Origin of the sequence: Halorussus pelagicus (genome assembly GCF_004087835.1) — an archaeon.
Lineage (GTDB): Archaea > Halobacteriota > Halobacteria > Halobacteriales > Haladaptataceae > Halorussus > Halorussus pelagicus.
In genome coordinates this window covers 1,804,293-1,820,353 of sequence record NZ_CP035119.1, presented here as the reverse complement: position 1 = coordinate 1,820,353, position 16,061 = coordinate 1,804,293, and the positions used below count along the sequence as shown (strand labels likewise).

Annotated in this window: 17 protein-coding genes and 1 tRNA gene; 9 read left to right on the top strand and 9 right to left on the bottom strand. The window is 60.1% G+C overall.

The features are described 5' to 3' along the window. The first annotated feature begins 28 nt into the window (after positions 1 to 28). Positions 29 to 559, top strand: coding sequence for a 50S ribosomal protein L16 (locus EP007_RS09055; protein ID WP_128477347.1), 531 nt, complete (start codon positions 29 to 31; stop codon positions 557 to 559). A gap of 58 nt (positions 560 to 617) precedes the next feature. Here the strand turns inward: EP007_RS09055 and EP007_RS09050 are convergent, their stop codons facing one another. Then, entirely contained in the window at positions 618 to 1,253 is a 636-nt protein-coding gene (locus EP007_RS09050) for a hypothetical protein (RefSeq protein ID WP_128477346.1), read from the bottom strand. Positions 1,254 to 1,408: 155 nt separating this feature from the next. Between EP007_RS09050 and EP007_RS09045 the strand changes: the two genes are divergently transcribed. Continuing rightward, a complete protein-coding gene (locus EP007_RS09045) occupies positions 1,409 to 1,747 on the top strand; it encodes a VOC family protein (RefSeq protein ID WP_128477345.1) in 339 nt (112 codons plus the stop codon). A 46-nt stretch (positions 1,748 to 1,793) separates the two neighbouring features. Here EP007_RS09045 and EP007_RS09040 read toward each other — a convergent pair whose 3' ends face one another. After that, positions 1,794 to 2,939: a Fic family protein gene (locus tag EP007_RS09040; protein WP_128477344.1), complete on the bottom strand. Its 1,146-nt coding sequence runs from the start codon at positions 2,937 to 2,939 to the stop codon at positions 1,794 to 1,796. 163 nt (positions 2,940 to 3,102) lie between these two features. On the opposite strand from EP007_RS09040, the gene EP007_RS09035 reads away from it, so the two are divergent. Then, positions 3,103 to 3,969 (top strand): ATP-grasp domain-containing protein, encoded by an 867-nt coding sequence (locus tag EP007_RS09035; RefSeq protein WP_128477343.1) that lies wholly within the window; start codon positions 3,103 to 3,105, stop codon positions 3,967 to 3,969. Positions 3,970 to 4,259: 290 nt separating this feature from the next. Here the strand turns inward: EP007_RS09035 and EP007_RS09030 are convergent, their stop codons facing one another. Next, entirely contained in the window at positions 4,260 to 4,598 is a 339-nt protein-coding gene (locus EP007_RS09030; RefSeq protein ID WP_128477342.1) for a CHY zinc finger protein, read from the bottom strand. Between the two features lie 13 nt (positions 4,599 to 4,611). Beyond that, positions 4,612 to 5,556 (bottom strand): aminopeptidase, encoded by a 945-nt coding sequence (locus EP007_RS09025; protein WP_128477341.1) that lies wholly within the window; start codon positions 5,554 to 5,556, stop codon positions 4,612 to 4,614. A gap of 267 nt (positions 5,557 to 5,823) precedes the next feature. Between EP007_RS09025 and EP007_RS09020 the strand changes: the two genes are divergently transcribed. From EP007_RS09020 to EP007_RS09010, 3 genes are all read left to right on the top strand, one after another. Continuing rightward, entirely contained in the window at positions 5,824 to 6,837 is a 1,014-nt protein-coding gene (locus EP007_RS09020) for a type II glyceraldehyde-3-phosphate dehydrogenase (RefSeq protein WP_128477340.1), read from the top strand. Positions 6,838 to 7,059: 222 nt separating this feature from the next. Further along, positions 7,060 to 7,464, top strand: a complete 405-nt coding sequence (locus tag EP007_RS09015) for an Hsp20/alpha crystallin family protein (RefSeq protein WP_128477339.1) — start codon at positions 7,060 to 7,062, stop codon at positions 7,462 to 7,464. Between the two features lie 166 nt (positions 7,465 to 7,630). Next, complete coding sequence (locus EP007_RS09010; protein WP_128477338.1) at positions 7,631 to 8,479, top strand: aldo/keto reductase; 849 nt, start codon at positions 7,631 to 7,633, stop codon at positions 8,477 to 8,479. Between the two features lie 108 nt (positions 8,480 to 8,587). Here EP007_RS09010 and EP007_RS09005 read toward each other — a convergent pair whose 3' ends face one another. The 4 genes from EP007_RS09005 to EP007_RS08990 form a co-directional block, all read right to left on the bottom strand. After that, complete coding sequence (locus EP007_RS09005; RefSeq protein ID WP_128477337.1) at positions 8,588 to 8,782, bottom strand: cold-shock protein; 195 nt, start codon at positions 8,780 to 8,782, stop codon at positions 8,588 to 8,590. A 117-nt stretch (positions 8,783 to 8,899) separates the two neighbouring features. Then, positions 8,900 to 9,592 (bottom strand): ferredoxin Fer, encoded by a 693-nt coding sequence (fer, locus tag EP007_RS09000; RefSeq protein ID WP_128477336.1) that lies wholly within the window; start codon positions 9,590 to 9,592, stop codon positions 8,900 to 8,902. A 234-nt stretch (positions 9,593 to 9,826) separates the two neighbouring features. Further along, positions 9,827 to 9,900 (bottom strand) — tRNA-Phe (locus EP007_RS08995). A gap of 200 nt (positions 9,901 to 10,100) precedes the next feature. Further along, entirely contained in the window at positions 10,101 to 10,673 is a 573-nt protein-coding gene (locus EP007_RS08990) for a hypothetical protein (protein WP_128477335.1), read from the bottom strand. A 177-nt stretch (positions 10,674 to 10,850) separates the two neighbouring features. Between EP007_RS08990 and EP007_RS08985 the strand changes: the two genes are divergently transcribed. The 3 genes from EP007_RS08985 to EP007_RS08975 all read left to right on the top strand — a co-directional run bounded on the left by EP007_RS08985 (position 10,851) and on the right by EP007_RS08975 (position 13,680). Then, positions 10,851 to 11,729: a CPBP family intramembrane glutamic endopeptidase gene (locus tag EP007_RS08985; protein ID WP_128477334.1), complete on the top strand. Its 879-nt coding sequence runs from the start codon at positions 10,851 to 10,853 to the stop codon at positions 11,727 to 11,729. A 146-nt stretch (positions 11,730 to 11,875) separates the two neighbouring features. Next, on the top strand, positions 11,876 to 12,799 hold the full coding sequence (locus EP007_RS08980) for an ABC transporter ATP-binding protein (protein ID WP_128477333.1): 924 nt from the start codon (positions 11,876 to 11,878) through the stop codon (positions 12,797 to 12,799). Continuing rightward, positions 12,796 to 13,680, top strand: coding sequence for an ABC transporter permease (locus EP007_RS08975; RefSeq protein WP_128477332.1), 885 nt, complete (start codon positions 12,796 to 12,798; stop codon positions 13,678 to 13,680). The genes EP007_RS08980 and EP007_RS08975 overlap by 4 nt, the downstream gene beginning before the upstream one ends. A gap of 564 nt (positions 13,681 to 14,244) precedes the next feature. Here EP007_RS08975 and EP007_RS08970 read toward each other — a convergent pair. Continuing rightward, entirely contained in the window at positions 14,245 to 15,444 is a 1,200-nt protein-coding gene (locus tag EP007_RS08970) for a Cdc6/Cdc18 family protein (protein ID WP_128477331.1), read from the bottom strand. Between the last annotated feature and the right edge of the window lie 617 nt (positions 15,445 to 16,061).

Here is a 16,061-nt window from a genome sequence, read left to right as displayed (position 1 = left end):
GCGTGACCTTCAGAATCCAGTAATAACTATGTCGGACAAACCCGCCTCGATGTACCGGGAAATCAGCAAGCCGCCGTACACCCGACGCGAGTACATCACCGGCATTCCCGGTTCGAAGATCGCACAGCACCAGATGGGTAACCTCGAAGCCGACCAAGAGGACTACCCCATCCAGATCAGCCTCCTCACCGAGGAAGAGTGTCAGCTCCGCCACGACGCCCTCGAAGCGTCGCGTCTGTCGGCCAACCGCCACCTCCTGAAGGAACTCGGCGAGGGCAACTACAAGATGATGCTCCGCAAGTTCCCCCACCACGTCATCCGGGAGAACAAGCAGGCGACGGGTGCAGGTGCGGACCGTGTCTCCGACGGAATGCGCCAAGCGTTCGGGAAAGTCGTCGGGACCGCGGCCCGTATCCCCCGAAACGACCGCATCTTCACCGTCTGGTGCCAGCCCGAGCAGGCCGACGTTGCGAAGGACGCGCTCCGCCGCGCCTACAACAAGATTTCGCCGCCGTGCCGCGTCAAAGTCGAGAAGGGCGAAGAGCTTCTCGTCGCGTAACTCGACTTCCGCTTTTCCGGTTTCGCTACCCCGCCAGTAGCTGTTTCTGTGGCGAGTGTCACTCGTGGAATCGCTGGTCGAACGCCGTCGGTATCCAGCGGAACACCCCGCCGTAGTCGTCCCACTGGTCCCGTTCCCGAAGCACGTACTCGGCGAAGGCCGGGTTCCGAACGAGTTCGAGTTCGGCGACGTGCTGGCGGAGCGGACGCGGGACCTCTTCGAACGACGCGTTCCCCCGTTCCGTCCGGGTGGTGTCGGGTGTCGGTTCGAACGCCACGTCTTCGCTCTCGGTCGTCTCGACGGTTCCGGTTTGATACCGGTTCCACGCCACGTACGACCCGAACGGCGTCGTCTCCGACGGCGGTCCGGGTCGGCGGAGTTGAAACTTGAATCGCCGTCCGTAGGAAGCACCGTCGTCTGCCGTCCAGAGGTATCCCCGCGAGAGGAGCTTTATATGTCGGTCGCTCTGGATTATTCCGTTGATGGTGACTTGCGCGGAGGTGTACTGAACGCCGTCGAGTTCGGTGTCCGGAAGCGTTCCCCGATACTGTGCGGTCTCTGAGTATTGGAACGGGAGGGTCGTCTCGATGGCGCGGGCCACAGTCCCCGCCATCGGCTCCAACTGCTCAGACGAGGATTTTCGGCCGCCCCACAGACTAGCCGCGTCTTCTTTCGGGTCTATCCACGTTCCCATAATTACATGTTAACTATGAACATAGAAATAGGTTTGGATAGTTATCATCTCTGGTACGCCCGCGACGGTCCGAAGGTCTCACGGGGTCGGTCCCGCGGGCGAAACCGACACCGTTCTCCGAAACTGTTTTGCCGAACTGTGATATGTAAGCCCGTATGGAACTGCGCGAGGTCGCCATCTTCACCGACGACGTGCGAACGACGACGAAGTTCTACCAGCGCGTCGTCGGCGACCCCGAGGTCGCCGAGGAGTCGATGGCACTCTTCGACGTAGAGGGCGTGGACGTTCTCGTTCACGAGACCTACGACCCCGCGCCGGGTGACCTTCCGTGCGAAGACCACTACACGTTCGCCGTCAAGGACGTGAACGAGGCGTTCGCTCGCCTCTCGGAGACGAATCTCGCGGTCCACCGCGAACCGGCCGACTACGATTGGGGCCGGTCGGCGTACCTGCGCCACCCCGACGGGCGACTCGTGGAGATTACGTCGGCGTAGTCGCGCTCCGCGGAGCAGACCTTCTACGACCAGTGTTGGTTTCTCGTCAGTACGTCGAGGGCGGCCGTTCCAGAATCTCGAAGATTTCGGTCGCTCTATACTCTTTGTTTCGTTCTTTCCCGGTAACCTCTTCCAAGATACCTTCGTCTTCGAGCGTGTTTATCGCCCGATACGCTGTCGGTTTCGTCACGTCTAACAGCGCTGCAATCTCCGAGGCGACGACGTACGGGTTTCGAAACAACCGACGTGCGAGACGTGCGTCTGCTCGACTCGAATTCCCGTACCGCTCTTCGTACTCTCGCTGGAGGTCCCGGAGTTCTAACGACCGGTCGTAGGCTTCTCTGGCCTGTCTCAACACGCCCTTGACGAAGAACGTGAGCCATTCCTCCCATGCTCCATTTCGACTCACTTCCCGCATTCGCTCGACGTACGTCTCCTTGTTTCTGTTGAAGTATTCACTGAGATAGAGATTCGGTGCGGACAGTAGACCGGTCTCGTACAACTGAAGCGTGATTAGAATGCGTCCCAATCGGCCGTTTCCGTCGCCGAAGGGATGAATCGTTTCGAACTGATAGTGAACGAGTGCGGTATCGATTACGTCGTGATACGCACCGCCGGAACGAATATACGAGACGAGTGCTTCTACATCTCCCTCAACGGACGGAGGGGCCGGTGGCACGAACGACCCGAGATGGACCGGCGTCCGCCGGAAATCTCCGATAACGTCGGTTTCATTTCGGACGCCGGAGAGAAGTGTCTCGTGTAGCGATTCGAGCAAGTCGATAGTAATTCCGTCGTCGGCGTCGATGGCTTCTACACCCTGTCGAACCGCTGTTTCGTAGTTTCGCACTTCGTCGATGTCTTTCCGCGTGTCAGGGTCTGCTTCGTCGTCGAGTTTCAGCGTCTCGTAACGATACAGGTCGTTCACATCTACGTCTGCGCCTTCGATTTCCGCCGATTCGACCGCTTCCTTTCGGACTAAAGACGCGTAGAGCATCGGGGGAAAATCGACCATCTCACTGATACCGCTCAGTCTCCCCAACCAGAACGTGGCTCCCGAGAGCAGTTCGTAGAACTCCTCGCTCAATTCCAGCTCTCGGCTCGGCGGAAGCGGCTCCGGTTTGTAATACGAACGTCGCCCGTACGGAACGAGCCTCCCCGGAGCATCTTCACTAATATTCCACGTTCTCATTCTTACTTGGACGCTTCTTTCTACCGCTTAGTTAAATTCTTGGTGGTGAAATTTTTCTACTGCGGTTAGATTCAGGTCTCCGTTACACTGGTGGTTCAGTATGCAGTGTCTCACGAGAGTCCATAGACGCACCTTTTTACCCGCCGACTCCCACCAACCGCGTATGCTGGACCTCGCGGTCGCCTACCGAGAGGAGACGTTCGAGCGCATGCGCGACCCCCTCGCCGAGCGCGGAATTGCGGTCCACCACGTTCCGAGCGAGAGTCGAACCATCTCGTTGTCTGATCCGCCGTGGAGCGGCGACGAGTTCGACGCGGGGTTCGTCTACCCCTCGCGGGCGATGGAGGGTGGCGTCGTGGACGCCCTCATCGACGTGCCGTGGGTCAACGACCGGGAGACCGTCCTCACCTCGCGCAACAAGGCAGGCGCGATTGCGGCACTCGAACGGGCCGGTGTGCCCGTTCCCGAGAGCGTCCTCGTCTCGAACCCCGCCGACGAGTCCGACCTGCTGGCGGCCTTCGAGCGGTTCGACCCACCGGTCGTCCTCAAGCCCAACTCCACGACGCGGGGCGTCGGCGTGGCGAAGGTCGGCGACGCCGACTCGTATCTCGGCGTGACCGACTACCTCGATTTGGTCCACGACTACCGCGCGACCGGCGACAAGTCATTTCTCGTGCAGGAGTACGTCCCGGACGCGACGGACTACCGCGCGATGGTCGTGGACGGCGAGTGCGTCGGCGGGGTTGAGCGCCGGATTCCGGACGACGCCGACGGCGACCGCTGGAAACACAACGTCCACCGCGGCGCAAAAGCGACCGGCGTGGACCTCCCCGCGAATCTCCGGGACCTCGCCGAGCGAACGGCCGACGCGCTCGGTATCGACTACCTCGGCGTTGACATCCTCGTCGGCGACGACCGCGCGGTGGTCAACGAGACCAACGCCCGGCCGACCATCGACGCCCAGACGAAGTACGACGACGGGTTCTACGACCGACTAGCGAGGCTGATTCGTCGGACCGCGGAAGCGTAAACTGGTGGACCTCGCCGCGTTTCGAGTTTTTGTTTTTTCCACGTCGGCGCGTGCGGGCGCGGCCTCGCGGTGTGAGGCCGCGCCCATCCGCGCGAGGGACGAACGACGGAGCGTAGCGACGGAGTGAGGAGGTTGGGGAGGCGTGAGGTTTACGGTCGCAGTGCTGTACGGGTGCAGTATGATTGGCTCAAGCCTGGAGCTAGCTACTCGTGGTCTACCCACTCACCGCAACGACGTATCTCTCTTCTCCCGCCGGTAGGACGCTCACCCTCAAAAACGCCGGTCCGTAGCTACCTCTCGAACTCGAAATATCGCTCGTAGTGGTCCGCACAGCCCGGATTGAACGCGGTCCCGCAGTCCGGACATCGATGCTCTCCATCCACGAACTCGCGCGGCGTCAGTTCCGCGCCGCAGACGCCGCACAGCACCGCAGACAGCTCACTTTCGACCGACAGGCGCTCGGTCTCGTGGTCCGTCTCGGCGTCGTGACACCGAAAACAGGGGAAGTACGCCTCACAGCAGGCGAACCGCAGGGCGACCACGTCGCGGTCGGTGTCGTAGTGGGCGCACCGCGTTTCCGGGCCGACTTCGACGCCGAGGACTGGCTGTTCGTGAATTTCTCGGTCCATCGCTGTCCACCGATTACGGTTGCGGAAGCTCGATCTCTTCGCCGTCCGCGTACACGGTCGGTTCGCGCAGAATCCCGTCGAAGTGGATGGGGGCCTCGGTGTCGCCGCCGATGCCCGCGTCGTCTCCGATGGCGATGTGGACCGTGCCGCCCGCCTTCTCGTCCAGCAGGACCGACCCGACCAGTTCCGTCACCGCGACGTTCGTTCCGATACCGAGTTCCGCGAGGTTGTAGGCGGCGTCGCCGACTTGCTGGGCGGCCTCCTCGACGCTCTGGCGAATCTCGTCGTCGGAGATGCGCGTGACCTGTCCGTCCTCCACGTCGAATTCGAGGGTCTGGCCCTCTTCAAGCAGGCCGTGGGGCATCATCGTCCCGTCCACGACGTAGGTGCCGTCGGCCGTCTCGGGGCTGACGAACACCTCGCCAGCCGGGAGGTTCGAGAAGTCCCCCGCGTCGTGGACGATGCCGGTGTCGTCGTGCCACTCGCGGCTTCCCGGCTCGAAGGTGATGTCGGTGCCTTCCGGTGAGGTGACGCGAATCTCGTCGGCGTCCTCGACCTGCGCCAGCACGTCCTCGCAGTGGTCGGCGATGGTCTCGTAGTCCGCGTCGAGACCCGTCGTGAAGACCTCCTCGGTGATGCCGGGGAGCGTGGCACCGCGCGCTCCGGCCTCGTTGGCGTCGCCGCGGGCGCGGGTGTGGCTCAGGCTCTTGGTCGTCGGCGCGAGGAACACGTCGCTTTCGGCCATCGCGGCCGAGACGGGTTCGGGCGGCTCCGCGCCGTGGGAGGCTCCCGGCGGGAACCGGACGATGGTCGCGTCGTCGGTGACCTCGCTGGCCACCTCGTAGAGCGCCTCGCCGATGGGTTCGCGCTTGTCGTCGGTGACGATGCAACAGGATTCGGTCTCGTCGAGGGCGAGACACTGGGTGATGGCGGTCTCGGCCGCGTCTCGAAGGCTCATGCTCGCCAGAAAGGTCGGCGACAGGTTAGGTCTTGTCTTCGGGAACGAAGTGACCGAAGGCTCGGAAGAAGCGGTTCGTCTTCCGGTGTCTTCGGGAGCGAAGCGAGAGGAGGCAAGTGGAAACTCCAACGAGTTCCGATTCTCCGGAAACCGCCCGCGCACCGAGACCGCCGGAGAGACGAGTACAGAACTTACTCGACTCGTAGTTGTGTTCTCGGCGGCGTTCCTCGAAACCATTATGCGCGTCGGCGTTGGAACTGCGAGTACATGCTACGGGTCGGAGTCAACGGATACGGGACCATCGGCAAGCGAGTCGCGGACGCGGTCCGCGCGCAACCGGACATGGAGGTCGTCGGCGTCGCCAAGACGCGACCCAACTTCGAGGCCGAGCAGGCCATCGAGAAGGGGTTCCCTCTGTACGCCGCCGTCGAAGAGCGCGTCGAGTTGTTCGACGAGGCGGGCGTCGAACTCGCCGGGATGGTCGAAGAACTGGTCGAGGCGAGCGACGTGGTGGTGGACGCCTGTCCCTCCGGCATCGGCGAACAGAACGCCGAGTTGTACGACGAGTACGACACGCCCGCGCTGTATCAGGGCGGCGAGTCCGCCGACTTCGTGGACACGAGTTTCAACGCTCGCTCGAACTTCTCGGACGCCAACGACGCCGACCACGTTCGCGTCGTCTCGTGTAACACGACCGGTCTCTCGCGCCTCGTCGCGCCCCTCCGCGAGGAGTACGGCGTCGAGAAAGTCCGCACCACGCTGGTCCGGCGCGGGGGCGACCCCGCCCAGACCGACCGCGGCCCCATCAACGACATCACGCCGGACCCGGTCACGCTCCCCTCTCACCACGGGCCGGACGTGAACACCATCTTCCCGGACCTCGACATCGACACGCTCGGACTGAAGGTGCCCGCGACGCTGATGCACATGCACAGCGTCAACGTCACGCTCGACGCCGAACCCGACGCCGAGGAGGTGCGCGAACTCCTCGAAGACGAGTCGCGCATCTTCGTCATCCCCGAGCACTTCGACATCGACGGCGCGGGCAAGCTGAAGGAGTACGCCCAAGACGTTGGTCGCCCGCGCGGGGATATCTGGGAGAACTGTCTCTGGGGCGAATCAGTCACGATGGAGGGCGACGACCTCTATCTCTTCCAAGCCATCCACCAAGAGAGCGACGTGGTGCCCGAAAACGTGGACGCCATCCGCGCGGTCACGAACGCCGCCGACGCCGAGGAGAGCATCCACAAGACCAACGAGGCGCTCGGAATGGGTATCTGACGGACGCCGCGTCACGACACCGCGCTGGTAGTTGAAAAACGGACCTGTTGGGCAGCGGGAACGATACGGGACGAATCGCGTTACTGCGTGATGGACACCGTAATGCCTCCGTCGGTCGTTCCCACCCATAACACAGATACGGTCTCCGATGTCGCTGTCCGGAAGCCAGCGATAATCCGGTGGTGCCAAAGGCTTTTGCTTGCATACCTCTTACTCGCGGACATGCGAAGAGACGACCGCGACGACCCCTTCGACGACCTTTTCCGCGAGATAGAGCGCATGATGAACGAGATGATGGGCGAGGACTTCGACATGCACGTCGAGCGCGGCGGCAACGCTGGCGACCAGACCGGGTTCGGAACCGAGACCCACGTAGACATCCACGAGAGCGAGGACGTAATTCGAGTCATCGCTGACCTCCCCGGCGTCGAGAAACAGGACATCGATCTCAAGTGCGACGGCGAGGTGCTGACCATCAGCGCCGGGAGCGACCACCGCGAGTACGACGAGCGCGTTCGCCTGCCCGCACAGGTAGACGAACACTCCGCGACGGCTACCTACAACAACGGCGTTCTCGAAGTCAAGTTGGAGAAGGCCGAGGACTCGGCCGACATCGACGTGCAGTAAAATCTCGCGCTCGCGGAGTCTATCTCTTTTCCGGTCCGTTCTCTTCGACCGGCGACTCGGAGACCTGCCGACCAAAGCGTTCGAACCGGGCAGGCAGTTCGCGGGGAGATTTTCCGTCGGCGACGGCCGCCGGAACCACTAATGGCGGGCGGCGAGACACGTCGGTATGGTCGAAGTCAGCGAGAACCAGAGCGACACGTTCGACATCGGCGGCGAACTAACTATCCACCGTCTCGCGTTCGGCGCGATGCGACTGACCGGCGAGGACATCATCGGTCGGCCCGACGACGAGGCCGAGGCCCGCGACGTTCTCCGGCGCGCAGTCGAGATGAACGTCGATTTCGTGGACACCGCCGACTCCTACGGACCGGGAGTCAGCGAGCGCATCGTCCGGGAAGCCATCGACGCCGACGACGCCGTCGTCGGGACCAAGGCCGGACTCCTGCGCAACCGCTCGGGCGACTGGATACCCCACGGCGACCCCGATTTCTTCCGGAATCAGGTCCTCTGTAGCCTCGACAGGCTTGGCGTCGAGAGCATCGACCTCTATCAGTTGCACACGCCCGACGTGGACTGCTCGTTCGAGGACGCCGTGAACACGTTCGCGGAACTCAAAGACGACGGACTCGTGGACCACGTCGGCCTGAGCAACGTCTCGGTCGAGCAGTTGGACCAAGCCCGCGAGATGGTCGATATAGCGACGGTTCAGAACGAGTACAACGTCGGCAACCGCGAGCACGAGGACGTACTAGAGACCTGCGAGGACGCCGGAATCGGCTTCATTTCGTACTTCCCAATCGGCGGCGGCGAGTTGGGTGAGAAGCAGTCCGTGCTGGAGGACGTTGCACGGAACCACGACGCGACCCCGCGACAGGTCGCGCTCGCGTGGCTTCTTCAGCACTCGCCGGTGACGATTCCGATTCCGGGCACCTCCAGCGTGGACCATCTGGAGCAGAACGTCGCGGCGTCTGCCGTCGAACTCTCCGACGACGAGATGGCGCGACTGGGCGAGTAGCGAACGCCTACGCTATCGCTTTCGGAGTGTCAGTCGGACCGACCGGTAGCGCCGTCACTCGGCGTCTGAAAAATGAAGTAATTGTGGTATCGGAAAACTCGAACCGAATTACAGTCGCTGGACGTTGGTCGCTCGCGGACCCTTGTCAGCCTGCTCGATGTCGAATTCGATTTCCGTTCCCTCTTCGAGGTCAGGACCGCCAACGTCCTCCATGTGGAAGAAAACGTCCTCGTCCTCGTCCTCAGTGTCGATAAACCCGTAACCGCCTGTGTCGTTGAAGAAATCAACCGTTCCTTTCGCCATTGCAACTATAGAGAGGGTCGCCCAACGGATAAGACTTCCGAGAGAAGCGGTATCACGGGTGCTGTGAACCGAACACACGGGACAACTCCGGTGAGAGGTCCTGTCTCCGGGACCCCGTCACTTGTCGGGATACGCGTTCTCGAACGGTTGGGGCGGCAACAGCAACTCGTCGAGTTCGGGCATGTGCTTGACGTTGTAGACGACCTGCAACTCGTCGGTGATGGGCATGCCGTTGCAGGACAACCGAAAGCCCTGCTCCATCAACTCCTCGGGGAGGACGTGGCTGGACGGCATCGATAGTTCGCCGTCGAGCAACAGAATCGCGCAGTTGGCGCAGGCCCCGCCGCGGCAGGCGAACGGCCACGCGAAACCGCGGTCCTCGGCCGCTTCGAGCAGTGACTCGCCGGGATGGACCTCGAACGCGCCGTAATCGACCTCGTCCAAGTCCGCGGCGGCCGCCTTCCCGAAGAGGTCGGCGTCGTCGGTCTGCCAGCCGAAATCGCTCAGCACGTCGTAGTTGAGATATTCGACCTCCGAATACGCCCGCTCGGGTTCCGGGTCGCTCTCCGGTTGTGCGCCCCGCTCCGGTTCGGCGTCGCGCTTCGGTCCCGCGAAATCGGTCCCGGCGTCGCTCCCGTTCTCCTCGTAGCCAGCCTGAATCTTCTCGTACGCGCGCCGGACCGTCTGAAACTCCTTGACCGAACCGCCTTGATCGGGATGGGCGTCTTTCACCCGCCGCCTGTACGCCTGCTCTATCTCCTCGTCGTCGGCATCGGCATCGACGAGTAACACGTCGAACGGGGACTCCATCACGTTGGGCTAGCGAAATCCGAGGTATAAAGCTTGTCTCGGCGTCGTGTGGAAGAGTATCACTCCTGAGCAGTCGTAGGAAGATGCCGCCTCCCCGGATTTGAACCGGAGCCAGCGGTTCCTGCTCGCTTCGCTATGCGGGCTGCCTCTGGCAGGATTCAAACCGGTCAGGATACAGAGTCCCGGCCGACGGCTCACCCGCTACGCTCGCTCACGTTGTCGGCCACAGAAGTATGCCGCCTCCCGGATTTGAACCGGGGACAGCTCGATCTTCAGTCGAGTGCTCTCCCAGTCTGAGCTAAGGCGGCGCATTCGATACGAGGCACATGAAAAGGAAAAGCGTTTCGAAACACCACGAGGGAGTCGGGACAAACGCTTAATCCTTCACTATCGAAACGGATAGACTGGGTGACCCGGTCTGTTACCTCGAGTTCTGTCCCGAGTGGGACGCGCAGGTGACTATCGCCGACGACGAGTGTTCGGATTTCGGGGCTACGCTCAAAGACTTCTAAGTGACCTTCCGGCGTTCGGCGAAGCGCGACGTTCCGTCGGCGGACTCGACCACGGCCACGATGGCGACGTAGCCGTCGTTGGCGCTGATTTGCAGGCCGCCGGAGAAGCCGACCTCGATGCGCTCCGTGGAGACGTGTGACTCGCCCGGTTCGAGCGTGCCGACCGTCTCGTTGCCCGACCACAGCACCTCGCCGTCGGCGAGCATCGCCGTCGTGACCGTCACGTCCTCGCGCGTCTCGCCGCCGGAATTGGTCAGTCGCGCCGTCACGTCTCGACAGGTGTTGCCACACGATTCGATGCTCTCGATTTCGAATGCGTACTCCGAGTTGGTCATAGTCGTCGTAGGGGTCTCGTCGGTTTCGTCGGTCGATTCGGTCGCGGAGTCGGCCGCAGTTGTCTGCCTCGCCGCGCCGCTCGTCACCTCGCTCGCGGTAGTCGCGCCGGTCGCGGTCCGTTCGTCCGCGGGAGCGTTGAACGCGTCGCCGAAGTCGATTCCTCCGGCGAACACGACGCCAGCGCCCGCCAACGCGAGGACGACGACCACGGCGGCCAGCGCCCGCCGACTCACCGAACCACTCCGTAGCTAGCGCGCCAGTGCATGGCAGTGGCGTTACTCGCAGGCAAATATAGGTCTGCTGACTTCTGAATCGCGTCGAAACGAGCCAACGGCGCGATGGCAAGTATAATCCTATTTCTAAATTAAATAGTAAAATATAATTAAGCACAAAATATAACATTTCTTAGGATGTTCGAGACACGCAACGATCAGGGGTTGGGCGACCTTCCGATCTGGAAAGTCGTCCCGATGGCACTCGGTGCGATCATCTGTTTGCTTCTCATTATCGTCGCCACGGACCAACTGTCGGACCTCGTTTCGGCACCAGTTCCCGACGTGTTACAGTATTCGATTCTCGGACTCGTCGCCACGTTCCTCGGCGTCGGGATATACGCGCGAGTCGTCATGCGCCGTTCGCTTCGTTGGTTTACGTTCAGCGATCCGAACCGCTCGACTCTCTGGTGGGTCGGAATCGGCATCGCTCTGCCTGCGATTGCGACTGGTGGGAATTTCCTCGTACAGAGCGGGGAGATAATCGAAACTAATACTGACCTCTCGACGGTCCTTCTCTGGCTCGTCGGAAGCATCGGTATCGGACTGTTTACGGGGATACTGGAGGAGTTCGTTTTCAGAGGAATACTGTTCCGACTGCTCGAAGATCGCTGGAACGCTGCCGTGGCGATTATCGCGCCAGCACTAGTCTTCAGCGTTCTACACACGGGCCGAGCCGACTCACAGATTGAGCTGTGGTTAGTTGTCAGTCGTACGGTAGTCGGCGGGGTTCTATTCGGCTTGATCGTCTATCGGACTCGGAACCTCTGGAACGCTGTCGCCGTTCACGCTGGCTGGAACTTCTTCCTCGGCGCTCGTATCGTCCGGGCCACTGGACCGAACGGTACCCCCGACTCCGCGTTGCTCCGCCTTGTCCTCTCTGAACCCGGACCACTCGGGACCACCGTCAGCCTGACCAACACACCACTCACCCTCGTGTTCTTGTTAGTCATGTGCGCCGCGATCCTGTTCGGAGTTAACGAGCGCATCGGACTGAGCGCCCCGGAGACCAGTTGAACGAGACGTTGTTGGTCCTTTGCTCCGACCTCAAGTGAGGAGTCGATGCACAACTCCCCCAATCACAGCTAATAGTCGTCGGACCTATACGAGTACGTTTAAATATAACATAGAGTATAGTAGATACAAACGGTACTTATTCACCAATGCCTGCAATCGAAACAGTCGGTTTGACCAAACGATACGGAGACATCGTCGCCGTGGACGATCTCGACTTGACGGTCGAGCACGGCGAAATATTCGGCTTTCTCGGACCGAACGGGGCCGGAAAGTCGACAACTATCAACCTCATGCTGGACTACATTCACGCCACCTCAGGCGAGGTAAACGTACTCGGGTACGACAGTCAGCGAGAGACCCGCGAGATTCGAGAGCGAATCGGCATTCTCCCCGACAACGGCAGTCTGTACGACCGTCTCACCGCACGCGAACACGTCAAATTTGCAGTCGCATCGAAGGACGCCAACGACTCGGTCGATGAACTGTTAGATCGGGTCGGGCTGGAGGATGCGAAAGATCGCAAGGCTGGTGGTTTTTCGAAGGGAATGGCACAGCGACTGTCACTCGCCATCGCACTCGTCGACTCGCCGGATCTGCTCATCTTCGACGAACCGTCGTCGGGACTCGACCCTCACGGCGTGAGTCGGATGCGAGAAATTATCAACGAAGAACAGGAGCGCGGTGCAACCGTCTTTTTCTCCAGTCACGTTCTGAGTCAAGTCGAGGCGGTGTGCGACCGCGTCGGTATCATGAAAAGCGGCTCTCTCGTCGCACAGGACAGTATCGACAGTCTCCGAGAGACGCTCGGTAGCGGTTCACGGGTAGCACTGACGGTTGATGAGCTACCGTCTCTCGACTCGCTCCGGGGCATCACGGGAGTCTCCAACGTTGAGGTTGACGGGAATCAAATTATCGTCACCTGTGACGCTGACGAGACGAAGAGCGAAGCCATCGACGCCGTTCAGTCCACCGGCGTGACGTTGCAAAACATCGACGTAGACGAGGCTTCGCTGGAGGAACTGTTCGAGAGTTACACCGAGGACGACGGTCAAGAGGTGGTCGAAGCATGAGCGTCCAACTCCTCGCGTGGAAGGAGTTTACTGATTCGATGCGCTCTCGAGGGTTATGGGTCGCAACCGCAATTCTGACCGTCGTCACATCGGCAGCGGTCTTCCTCCCGAGCGTCGCCCTCAACGACGTAGACCCAGCGACTCTGCCACAGTACATGCTCGCACCGGTCGCCACGTTCGTTACAATCACTGCGCTCGTGACTGGCTATCTCGCTATCGCGGGCGAACGCGACACCGGAAGCATTCGGATGCTACTAGGCCTTCCGTACACTCGCCGCGATGTGGTGGTCGGCAAGTACCTCGGTCGGGCGGTGGTGGTTAGCGTTGCGATTCTCATCAGTTATCTCGTTACGTCCGTCGTCGGATTTGCGGTTTACGGGGCGTTACCGCTCGGTCCGTACGCCTTACTCGCGGTTCTCACGGTCGTACTCGGAATCGCCATCGTCGGAATCGCGGTGGCTATTTCTGCCGCATCCGGGAATCGGAACCGCGCGATGTCGATGGCGGTTGGCGTGTTCTTCGTCTTCGAGTTGCTGTGGAACATCATCGCGCAGGGAATCTACTTCGTCGTCACCTTCGGAGACCTTCCGGGAACGACTGTTCCCGCGTGGTTCGTCCTCGTCAAACGACTGAGTCCGACGAACGCATTCAAGAGCGCCGCAAACCTGTTTCTGTCGAACAATGCGACTCGCGTGAACGTCTCGCAGGGACAGGGTGCGACGAGCGGTGGAAGCAATGTCGGGCCGACGCTGGCCGAGCGAATCGGCGGCGAAGTGCCCTTCTACCTCGATGAGTGGTTTTCACTCATCATCCTGGCCTGCTGGGTCGTCCTTCCAATTATAGTGGGCTACCTTCAGTTCAAGCGAGCGGACCTCGGATAAGCGAATCTCCGCCCCGGCGTCGTTTTCGGAAACTCGTGAGGTGATTTCTATGGCGACACGTCCGTAATTCCGGAAATCCGTTTGTACGTCTGATGAACTATATATCGAGTTAAACACTAACACGAACTGTGTCGTTGTCGATTTCAGCAACTCCGCTAACCGATTGCGCGCTAAAATGGATATTTTTGAGCCGATACGCCTAGAGCAAGTTCTGAACCGCTTCAGAACTTACCACTTACCGTACTCGAGACAGACACCGGCGTCGTCGTAGTAAACACAAATTCCGAACATAATTTTTCACCTCCGTTAACAATACTGATGTGTCCTCGACATTACTTATATTTTTCTATATTAAATTAAGCTATAAAATATACTCAGATAGGCCAATATTAAGTCTGGTTTGTTATATATTCAAGTGTGTTCTTCGAAATCCGACGTTGACAGTACAATTTTAGAGTTTATCACAAGTTACTCGACAGTATATCAAAAAGCGGACTGTCGTGTGGTTCAGTGTCAGGAGATGCTTATTGGATGGGAAGACGATGAGTTACGGGACGAGTACGTCTACACCGCCTCTTCCCTGTCGAGTTCGTCGCAGACCTCGAAGACCACGTCGGGGTCCATATCGAGGTCGTACTCGTGGTACGACCCGCCTTTCCGGCCCTCGTTCTCCTCGCGGCGGAGCAGGAACCCGAGCATGTAGAGGTCGCTGAGGTGGTTTTGAATGCTTTTGAGCGTCGTAAGCGGCTCCTCGGCGCGCTTGGCGGCCACGCGGCGATACATCTTCATTATCTCCTTCGAGCGGGCGGGCGTCTCGCCGACGTGGTCGAGTTGCGCGACCGCTTCGAGGACGAGTCGGGCGTGAAGCGACTGGTCTTCGATTTTGTCCTGTAGACGGCCGCGCTTGACCGCCTCGCGCGCGAGTCCGATGTGGTCGTCCTCGACCATCGGTTCGTCGTTCTGTTCGACTATCTCCGCACCCTTCCGGAGGAGATCGATGGCCTGCCGGGCGCTTCCGGTGTCGCGTCCGGCAACCGCGGCGGCCTTGGCGATGGCGCTGTTCGAGTAGCTCTCGTCCGAGAGCGCCTTCTCGGCGCGGTCGTGGAGAATCGCCCGGAGTTCGTTGGCGTCGTAGGTGCTGAACGAGATTTCCTCTTCCTTCAGCGCGTCCTGCACTTTCGCTGAGAGGCGCTGTCGGAAGGTGTAGTTGTTGCTGATGCCGATGACGCCGATTCGGGCTTTGGAGATGTAGTCGTTCGCGCGAGCGCGCGGGAGTTCGTAGAGCAGTTCGTTCGCGTCCTGCAGGTGGTCGATTTCGTCCAAGACGACCAAGTGGGTTCCGCCGAGGCGGTCGAGTTGGCTGTAGAACTCTTCGAGCGCATCTGCTGTCGAGAGACCCTTCTTCGGGAACGGCGCGCTTCCCTCGGGGAGGAGTCCGTTGACCAAGGTTCGGACGGCACTGAACATCGTGTCGCCGTTGCAGTTGTGACGGTGGACGTAGAGGTCGTCGGCCTCCTCGCGCTGGTCGGTCTCCGTTTCGAGTTCTTCGAGGACGTAGCGCGTGACCGCCGTCTTTCCGACGCCAGCCTTTCCGTAGAGCATGACGTTTGAGGGGTTTCGACCGAACAGAACGTCCTTGAACGCGGCTTTGTACTCATCGATCTCCTCCTCGCGTTCGAGGATTTCGTCCGGCTGGTACTCTTCTTCGAGGACTTCCTTGTCGAGGAAGATAGTGTCCGTGACGTCGCTGAACAGCCCGCCCATTGTTCTCGGTCTGAACTCCGACAGAAAGTATATAAAACTACTGTTCTTGAGTTTCGTGAGTTTTGTTTCTTTAAGTTAGTGAGGGGGAGAGTATTTCGTGAGAAATACGCTATAGAGTTGGCGTTAGAAGTCGTGAGACAGGTGTTGCCGCTACACAAACATATATTACTATCTTTATACCCGATATCGAGCTAGAAACGTCCGTTCCACGGAAGAACAGACGAAACGTCCGATTTGTGTATTGAAACGGACTCGTATAGCGTGAATTCTGCATGTGTCGAAACGGGTTCCTCGAACACCGTCGATACTCCACCATCTGTAGACCACCCAATAAAACGGACGAAGTATGCACGAAAATTGTTGTCTCCGACGGCGACCTCACTCACGAAAACTCACGAAATGTACTCTTTCTCTCTCCCGACTCGATCACGCGAACGACTACCAAGAACAGACGAAACGTACTCTCTCCGCGGACGCGCAATCGAAACGACTACCAAGAACAGACGAAATCTACTCTTCGGCTCTTTCCAGACTCTATCCTTCCGACACACTATCTCTGTTTCCCCCACGTCCGCCGAGGTTTATCCACACGCTTCCGCGCCAGCGACCGAAGAGCG

Bases quoted from the DNA above. Each gene is read 5' to 3' on its own strand.
- EP007_RS09050 (WP_128477346.1), bottom strand. From the start codon at position 1,253: ATGGGAACGTGGATAGACCCGAAAGAAGACGCGGCTAGTCTGTGGGGC.
- EP007_RS09020 (WP_128477340.1), top strand. From the start codon at position 5,824: ATGCTACGGGTCGGAGTCAACGGATACGGGACCATCGGCAAGCGAGTC.
- fer (WP_128477336.1), bottom strand. From the start codon at position 9,592: ATGGAGTCCCCGTTCGACGTGTTACTCGTCGATGCCGATGCCGACGAC.
- EP007_RS09025 (WP_128477341.1), bottom strand. From the start codon at position 5,556: ATGAGCCTTCGAGACGCGGCCGAGACCGCCATCACCCAGTGTCTCGCC.
- EP007_RS08975 (WP_128477332.1), top strand. From the start codon at position 12,796: ATGAGCGTCCAACTCCTCGCGTGGAAGGAGTTTACTGATTCGATGCGC.
- EP007_RS09010 (WP_128477338.1), top strand. From the start codon at position 7,631: ATGGTCGAAGTCAGCGAGAACCAGAGCGACACGTTCGACATCGGCGGC.
- EP007_RS08980 (WP_128477333.1), top strand. From the start codon at position 11,876: ATGCCTGCAATCGAAACAGTCGGTTTGACCAAACGATACGGAGACATC.
- EP007_RS09005 (WP_128477337.1), bottom strand. From the start codon at position 8,782: ATGGCGAAAGGAACGGTTGATTTCTTCAACGACACAGGCGGTTACGGG.
- EP007_RS09035 (WP_128477343.1), top strand. From the start codon at position 3,103: ATGCTGGACCTCGCGGTCGCCTACCGAGAGGAGACGTTCGAGCGCATG.
- EP007_RS08985 (WP_128477334.1), top strand. From the start codon at position 10,851: ATGTTCGAGACACGCAACGATCAGGGGTTGGGCGACCTTCCGATCTGG.
- EP007_RS08970 (WP_128477331.1), bottom strand. From the start codon at position 15,444: ATGGGCGGGCTGTTCAGCGACGTCACGGACACTATCTTCCTCGACAAG.
- EP007_RS09030 (WP_128477342.1), bottom strand. From the start codon at position 4,598: ATGGACCGAGAAATTCACGAACAGCCAGTCCTCGGCGTCGAAGTCGGC.
- EP007_RS09040 (WP_128477344.1), bottom strand. From the start codon at position 2,939: ATGAGAACGTGGAATATTAGTGAAGATGCTCCGGGGAGGCTCGTTCCG.
- EP007_RS09055 (WP_128477347.1), top strand. From the start codon at position 29: ATGTCGGACAAACCCGCCTCGATGTACCGGGAAATCAGCAAGCCGCCG.
- EP007_RS09015 (WP_128477339.1), top strand. From the start codon at position 7,060: ATGCGAAGAGACGACCGCGACGACCCCTTCGACGACCTTTTCCGCGAG.
- EP007_RS09045 (WP_128477345.1), top strand. From the start codon at position 1,409: ATGGAACTGCGCGAGGTCGCCATCTTCACCGACGACGTGCGAACGACG.